General features: G+C 65.2%; 6 protein-coding genes. 2 read left to right on the top strand and 4 right to left on the bottom strand.

The genetic code is table 11. The features are described 5' to 3' along the window. The 3 genes from AC6CH3_RS17100 to AC6CH3_RS17090 all read right to left on the bottom strand — a co-directional run. The coding region (locus tag AC6CH3_RS17100; protein WP_498133543.1) for a TAXI family TRAP transporter solute-binding subunit at nt 1–1,034 on the bottom strand (1,034 nt) is incomplete at its 3' end. Beyond that, nucleotides 1,027–2,463 carry a HAMP domain-containing sensor histidine kinase gene (locus AC6CH3_RS17095; RefSeq protein WP_498133542.1) on the bottom strand — a complete coding sequence of 479 codons (1,437 nt, stop codon included), beginning with the start codon at nt 2,461–2,463 and terminating at the stop codon, nt 1,027–1,029. The genes AC6CH3_RS17095 and AC6CH3_RS17100, both read right to left, overlap by 8 nt. Continuing rightward, nucleotides 2,460–3,128, bottom strand: coding sequence for a response regulator transcription factor (locus AC6CH3_RS17090; protein WP_498133541.1), 669 nt, complete (start codon nt 3,126–3,128; stop codon nt 2,460–2,462). Before AC6CH3_RS17090 ends, AC6CH3_RS17095 begins: the two co-directional genes overlap by 4 nt. Before the next feature lie 312 nt (nt 3,129–3,440). Here AC6CH3_RS17090 and AC6CH3_RS17085 point away from each other — a divergent pair, with 312 nt between their 5' ends. Both AC6CH3_RS17085 and AC6CH3_RS17080 read left to right on the top strand, forming a co-directional pair. Next, nucleotides 3,441–4,871 (top strand): MFS transporter, encoded by a 1,431-nt coding sequence (locus AC6CH3_RS17085; RefSeq protein ID WP_498133540.1) that lies wholly within the window; start codon nt 3,441–3,443, stop codon nt 4,869–4,871. A 245-nt stretch (nt 4,872–5,116) separates the two neighbouring features. Continuing rightward, nucleotides 5,117–5,827 carry a queuosine precursor transporter gene (locus AC6CH3_RS17080; RefSeq protein WP_498133539.1) on the top strand — a complete coding sequence of 237 codons (711 nt, stop codon included), beginning with the start codon at nt 5,117–5,119 and terminating at the stop codon, nt 5,825–5,827. A gap of 105 nt (nt 5,828–5,932) precedes the next feature. Here AC6CH3_RS17080 and AC6CH3_RS17075 read toward each other — a convergent pair whose 3' ends face one another. Further along, nucleotides 5,933–6,586, bottom strand: a complete 654-nt coding sequence (locus AC6CH3_RS17075) for an endonuclease domain-containing protein (protein ID WP_498133538.1) — start codon at nt 6,584–6,586, stop codon at nt 5,933–5,935. Between the last annotated feature and the right edge of the window lie 106 nt (nt 6,587–6,692).

Below are 6,692 nucleotides of genomic sequence, written 5' to 3'. Positions count from 1 at the left end.
CCGTGCAGTGTCCTGTACGCGGCCGCAGCAGCGGGATGCAGCGGGAGTCCCGCCGTGTTGATGAGCGATTCCGGGCTCAGGAACTGCACCCCGAGACTGGACCGCGGGATGAGCTCCTGGGCATGGTCCACCAGCAGTTCGACGGTCCGCTTCACCGTGCCGTCATCCAGATCGTTCCGGCACAGGAGCAGGTTGGCCACACCGACCGTCCATACAGCCTGAGTGCCTTCGTAGCCGCCCTCGGGGATCAGCACCCGATCATAGAACACGCCGTACCGTGACCGCATCACCGGAATGAGAGCAGAGAGGTCGAGCAGTTCGAGCCCGGTTTCCTTGTTGGCGGCAGCGATGGCGGCTGTGGGCACCCCTCCGGACCAGAACAAAGCGTCCGCCGCTCCGCCCTGGAGCGCGTCAAGCCCGTCGTTCAGCCCGAGATTCATGACGGCCACTCTCTTCTCCCTGACACCGGGACCGGCACCGGGACCGGCGCCGGCACCGGCAGGGGACGCGGTCAGCCCGGCGGCCTCGATGAGGCGGGGAGTGATCAGTGACGTCCCCGAGCCTGGCTGCCCGACGGCGACGGTCCTGCCTGCAAGGTCGGTGAAGTTCCGGATGCCGCTGTTCCTTCGCACGACGCAGTGGACGTAGTTTTCGTACACCTTTCCGAGGGCGGCAATTTCGACGTTCGACGTGCCCCCGGCCGTCACCTGCTGCGCCGCCGCGTCCGCCAGGGCGACGGCGAAGGTGGCCCTGCCGGTCAGAAGATGCTGCAGGTTATCCAGGCTCCCTCCGGTGGTCAGTGCCACGGCATTGTGCGCCACTCCATGACGCTGCAGGGACTCTGCAAGCAGCGTTGAGAACTCAAGGTAGAAGCCGCCCGGCTCACCCCCCGCCACGGTCACCGTACCCGGGCGGTTCTCCGAAGTGCATGCGCCGAGAGCCGGCAGCAGTGCGCCGGCCAGGCCCGCGGCCAGTCCGGCCTTGAGGGCGGCCCTGCGGGGAGGAAGCCCCCTGGTGGTGATCACGTCAGCCATGGGGGTGCTCCGGGCCGGGCGGGGTCACCGGGGAGGGAAACTCGAGTCCTGCAATCAGGCCGTGGGGTGCCCGTTGGGCCAGCAGCAGGCGGCCTCCATTGGCTCCCGCAAGCTTGTCCACGATGGTCATGCCCAGGCCGTTGCCGCGAATATCCCGGTTCCGAGGTGAGCGCCAGAACCTGGTGGTGGCTGCGGCCCTTTCCTGCGCCGTAAGTCCGGGCCCGTCGTCGGACACCTCGATTATCGCTGCTCCCGACTGCTCGCGGACGCCAACGGAAATGCGGGCGTGAGGGGCATACTTGATCGCGTTGTTGAGAAGTTCCCCCACCATCTGGGCGAGTTCGGCGGCGTTGCAGGCCAGTTGGAGCGGCGGATCGGGTGCTCTCTCGAGCAGGACTGAGGCCCCGGCGCGCTCGGCGGCCGGTCCTGCCCGTTCGACCTCTTCCTGCAGGACAGGGTAGGGGTCGATGAGGGCCCTGTTCCCGCCAGACCCGGGGCCGAGTGTGCTGCGCGCAGAGTCCTCGGAGGCCCTGTGTTCGGCCGCCGCCAGCTTCAGGACCCCGTCCAGGATCTCTTCCACCCGTTCGAGCTCAGCCAAAACCCCCGCCGCCGCAGTGTGTTCCCTGGCCGTCTGCAGTTCCAGCTGCAGCAAATCGATCCTCAACCGCAGGGCGCCGATGGGATTGCGCAACTGGTGGGACGTGTCGGCTATGAGCTGGCGTTGGGAATCAATGCTTTCGCTGACCGTCCGCGCCATGGTGGTGAAGGAACGGCTCAACTGCCTCAGTTCCGGCGGGCCGTCCTCGGGAAGATGGCTCGTCCGCCCCGTTGCTTCAAGTTCGGTCACCGCCGAATTCAGGCGATGGACAGGACGCAGCACCCACCGGGTCACGCGTGCCGCGGCCAGGAGGAGCACCGCCCCAAGGGCGGACGCCGCCAGGCCGACGACGAGCCACCGCTCCCGCAGTTTCTGCCGGGCCGGCTCGGTGTTGACTTCGAGGACGGCCTCGCCAAGGACCTGGCTGGCGCTCCCAAAGGACCGTGAGATCACTTCAGGGCCTGATCCGAACGGTTGCAGCGGGGTGAGTGTGGTGTCGCTCAGGTTGAGGTTCGCCCTGGCCACTGCGTCCCGGACGTCCGCCCGGTCCTCGCCCAGGCCGCCGGAACGCAGGGTACCCTGCTGGAGCCGGATCAGGACCCCCTCCCCGTACAGCTCGGAGTACCTGTTCATCTCTCGCTGGAGCTGCGAGGAGTCGCCGTCCAGCGCCGCGTCATAGGCAACCTGGGCGAACCGGTTCAGCGCTGCCACCCGGTTGATCTGGAGCTCCTGGGTGAGCTCCCGGCTGGCGGACGTCAGGATGGCGTTGGAGACGAAGATGACGATGAGCACTGACAGCAGGCTGAGGATGCCCAAAACACGCAGTTTCACGCGGGATCTGCCTCGATCCGGTAGCCGACACCGCGGACGTTGATGATGAAACCGGGCAGTTGCAGTTTGGCCCTCAGGCCGGTCAGGTGCACGTCCAGGGACCGCGATGATGCCAGGAAGGCATCACCCCACAAAGTGTCGAGGATCTGTTCCCGGGTGACAACGGAACCTGCATTGCGGGCCAGCAGCGCGAGGAGATCGAACTCGGTGGCTGTCAGGGGCAGCACGCGTGATCCAAGTGCCGCCACGCGCCGCTCGACGTCGACCTCCAGGTCTCCGAGCACAATGCTTTGCTGCACCTTCCCGCCGGAACGGCCCGCGCGCCGGGTGACAGCTTCGATGCGGGCCAGCAGTTCAACGAGTTTTACCGGTTTTACGAGGTAGTCATCGGCCCCGGACCGCAGCCCCAGCACCACGCTCCGCTCATCGTCGCGGGCCGTGAGGATCAGGATGGGACAGGGCGTGACCTGGCGGAGTTTCCGCAGCACCTCGAGGCCGTCCATGTCCGGAAGCCCCAGGTCCAGGAGGATCACCTCGAACTTCCTGTGGACCAGCAGGGCGTCAGCTCCTCGGGACACTCTGGTTGCCTTGTGGCCTGCGGAGACGACAGCTGCGTCAAGAGCGGCCGCCATGGCGTCGTCGTCCTCGACGATGAGCACTTCCATGGCCTGGTCCCTTTATCGCTGGTCGGGCCTCCGCATCTGCTGCCCGCTTTGGAGATTACCCTTTCTCCCGCTTTTTTGCCTTGCGCCGGTGTTGTCCCGGCGGGATGGGCAGGAAGGAAAACCTAAGGAAGTGTTAGGAAATCCCCGTCCACGTTGGTAGTGCCCTGCATCACGAATAGCTTGGATCGGGTCCTCTGCTGTTCAGGGGGACTGTCAACGTCGAGGAGGAACCATGAGCAAAGTTGCCGTGGACAGCATGAAAGTCCGCCCGGACCGGTCGCCGGTGGCGGCGCCGTCAAGGAAGGTTCAATGATGAGCACCCAGCAAGCCGTGACCCAGAATGAAGCAGCCGAGACCCGCAGGGCCGTGAGCAACATCCTCAAGGGCTCCGCAGGCAACCTCGTGGAGTGGTACGACCTCTACGTCTACACAGTCTTCGCAGCCTACTTCCAGTCCCACTTCTTCAATTCCAAGGACGAACTGCAGGCCGGCCTCGAAGCGATGGCCGTCTTTTCGACGTCGTTCCTTATGCGCCCCGTCGGCAGCTGGTTCTTCGGCCGCTATGCCGACCGCAACGGCCGCAAGGCAGCCCTGACACTCAGCGTGACCATGATGTCGGCTGGCTCGTTTGCGATCGCGATTCTGCCCACGACCCAGCAGATCGGCGTCTGGGCACTGCTTCTGCTCATCCTCGTGCGCCTGGTTCAGGGCTTCTCCGTGGGCGGCGAATACGGCACCAGCGCCACGTACATGTCCGAAGCCGCCACCTCCAAGCGCCGTGGCTTCTTCTCCAGCTTCCAGTACGTCACCCTGATCGGCGGACAGATGCTGGCCCTGCTGGTCCTCGTCATCCTGCAGAACACGCTGGGCAAGGACGTGCTGACAGAGTGGGGTTGGCGCATTCCGTTCGCCATCGGCGGCGTCGCCGCGCTTGTGGTCCTGTGGCTGCGGCGCTCCATGGAAGAGACTGTCTCCGAGGAGCAGGTCCTTGCGGCCAAGGCCCCGGTGGTGGCCGGCGAAGCCCGGCCCGGCACCATGAAACTGCTGTTCACCCAGCACTGGCGGCCGCTGCTGATCTGCATCGGTGTGACCCTCGGCGGCACCGTTGCGTTCTACACGTACACCAACTTCATCCTGAAGTTCATGAACGATACGTCTGGCATCGCCAAGACCGACACCTCCGTCATCAACTTCTGGGCCCTGCTCATCTTCATGCTCCTGCAGCCCGTCTACGGCATGATTTCCGACAAGGTGGGCCGCAAGCCGCTGCTTCTCTGGTTCGGTTTCGGCGGCCTGCTGTTTACCTGGCCGCTGCTCTCCACCCTGGCCGGCACCAAGGATCCGTTCACCGCGTTCCTGCTCATGATGGGCGGCCTGCTGATCGTTGGCGGCTACACCTCCATCAACGCCCTGGTGAAGGCCGAGCTGTTCCCCGCGTCCATCCGCGCCCTAGGCGTCGGCCTCGGGTATGCGATCGCCAACTCGCTCTTTGGCGGAACCGTTCCGCTGATCGGTGCGGCGCTGCAGAAGGCAGGGCAGGTGGACCTGTTCTTCACCTACGTCACGGTGGCCATCGGCCTCTCGCTGCTGGTCTACATCTTCGCGCTGAAGAACAAGAAGGCAACGCACCTGGACCGCGAGCAGGGCGACGCCTGGTCCCGGGCAGCTGTTGCCGCGGACGACGGCACGGATCCAGACCGCAGGGACGACGACAAGGACCTCGTGGACGCCTCGCGGCGCTAGGCCTGCGGGCCGCTTCGATGGTTCCCTGCACACTCGATGCGCGCAAGCGTCGAGGCGGCAGGGAACCATCGAAACGGACGCGTACGACGGCGGGCGGCCGGCGCGCGTACAAGAGGCAACGTGGGTGAGAGAATGGGTGCGGTTCCGGCCAGCCCGGCGGGAACCGTCCAGTGCTAATACAGCCGGCTGCCGCTGCTTCCCGGGGAACCACGGCATCCGAGCGAACCACTACGAATGGAACAGCCATGCCTTCCGCCCAGACTTTCCCGGCCTCAGCACCGCCGAAATTCGCCTCGATCGGCTCGCCCTACTTCGGCATGATGCTGGCGGTCATGGCTGTGGTGCTGATCCTGTCCAACATCGGGGCCTCAAAGGGTGTGGCTCTGGGCCCCATCGTCACGGACGGCGGCTTCTTCCTGTTCCCCTTGGCCTACATCCTGGGTGATGTCATCAGCGAGGTGTACGGGTTCAAGGTGGCGCGCAGAGCCATCATCACCACGTTTGCACTGTCCGCTTTCGCCTCCGTCTGCTACTGGGTCATCATCGCGCTGCCCGGTTTCGGCGACGAGTTCGGCGCGTCGAAGCAGGCCGCCCTCGAGGGGGCGCTCGGCCCCGTGCCGCTGATCGTGCTCGCGTCACTGCTCGCGTTTCTCGCGGGCCAGACCCTCAACTCCTGGATCCTCGTCAGGATGAAGGCGCGCACCGGCGAAAAATCGCTCTGGGCCCGCATCATGAGCTCCTCGGTGGCGGGTGAGTTTGTGGACACCCTAATTTTCTGCAGCATCGCGGCGTCCGTGATCGGTATCAGCGACTTCGGAATGTTCGTGAACTACGTGGTGGCGGGGTTCCTCTATAAGACCCTGGTTGAGTTCCTCTTCGTGCCCGTGACGGCTCTCGTGATCGGCTGGATCAAGAAGCGCGAGCCGAGCTACGGTGCGGTGACCGGCGCAGCGTAGCGGGCCACCCGCCGTCGTACTTTGGCCGCCATTTAGACGGTTCCTGCCCCACTCGATGATGCGTGACGTCGAGCCTGCAGGGAACCGTCGAAATGGCGCTCAGGGCTATCCGGCCGGACCACGGGCAAGCGCCCGGAGCACCCTGTACTTGAATTCCGCCTCGTTGAACAGGTCCTTCCATTCGATCCGGAGGAAGATCCAGCCCTGCTCCATGAGCGCCTTTTCGCGCCGACGCTCCGCAAAGAGGACCTCGTCGGTGGGCTGGTAGTCGAAGTACTTGGTCCTGCCGTCGAATTCGAGCGCCACTTTCCGCTTGCGCCAAGCGAAGTCCAACCGGTGCTCGCCCAGTGGTGTGTGCACGACGTACTGGGGTTCGGGCGGTTCGATCCTCAGCCTGTGGAGCAGTTCCCTGGTCAGGGTTTCGCCGGGTGATTCGGAGCGCGGATCCGCCAGTTCGATGGCCCTGCGCAGCGCGACGACTCCGTTTCGCCCGGCCAGCTCAGTGCAGCGGGAACGCAGGGCCTCCAAGTCCGCCCCCAGCCGGGAGGCATGGTCCACAAGGATGAGGGACTGCCGGAGATTGAACATCAGGCAGCAATCCACCACTGTCCGCTCAAGTGAGGTGCAGGGGAGCCCATCCACGAAACTGATGTCGTCCGGACCCAGGGCCCGCGCATGGGCAACGACGTCACTGCCATGCGAAATCCGGGACGGGCAGGTCTGCTGGGTCAGGTGGATCCGGCCGTCGGCCTTCCACAAGTGCAGCCGGCGCCGGCGGGCACCTGAGGTGTGGCTGTAAACAAAGCCGCCAGCCGACGTCGTAAGCCAGACCGAACCCTGGCTATGTGGACATCCGGTTCGACGG

Source organism: Arthrobacter sp. GQ119 (assembly GCF_059759125.1).
The sequence above is the reverse complement of the archived record's forward strand: the minus strand, read 5'-3'. Positions and strand labels throughout refer to the sequence as shown.

What these genes read in the sequence shown, in the direction of transcription:
- AC6CH3_RS17090 (WP_498133541.1), bottom strand. Translation starts at nt 3,128, where the DNA reads ATGGAAGTGCTCATCGTCGAGGACGACGACGCCATGGCGGCCGCTCTT.
- AC6CH3_RS17080 (WP_498133539.1), top strand. Translation starts at nt 5,117, where the DNA reads ATGCCTTCCGCCCAGACTTTCCCGGCCTCAGCACCGCCGAAATTCGCC.
- AC6CH3_RS17085 (WP_498133540.1), top strand. Translation starts at nt 3,441, where the DNA reads ATGAGCACCCAGCAAGCCGTGACCCAGAATGAAGCAGCCGAGACCCGC.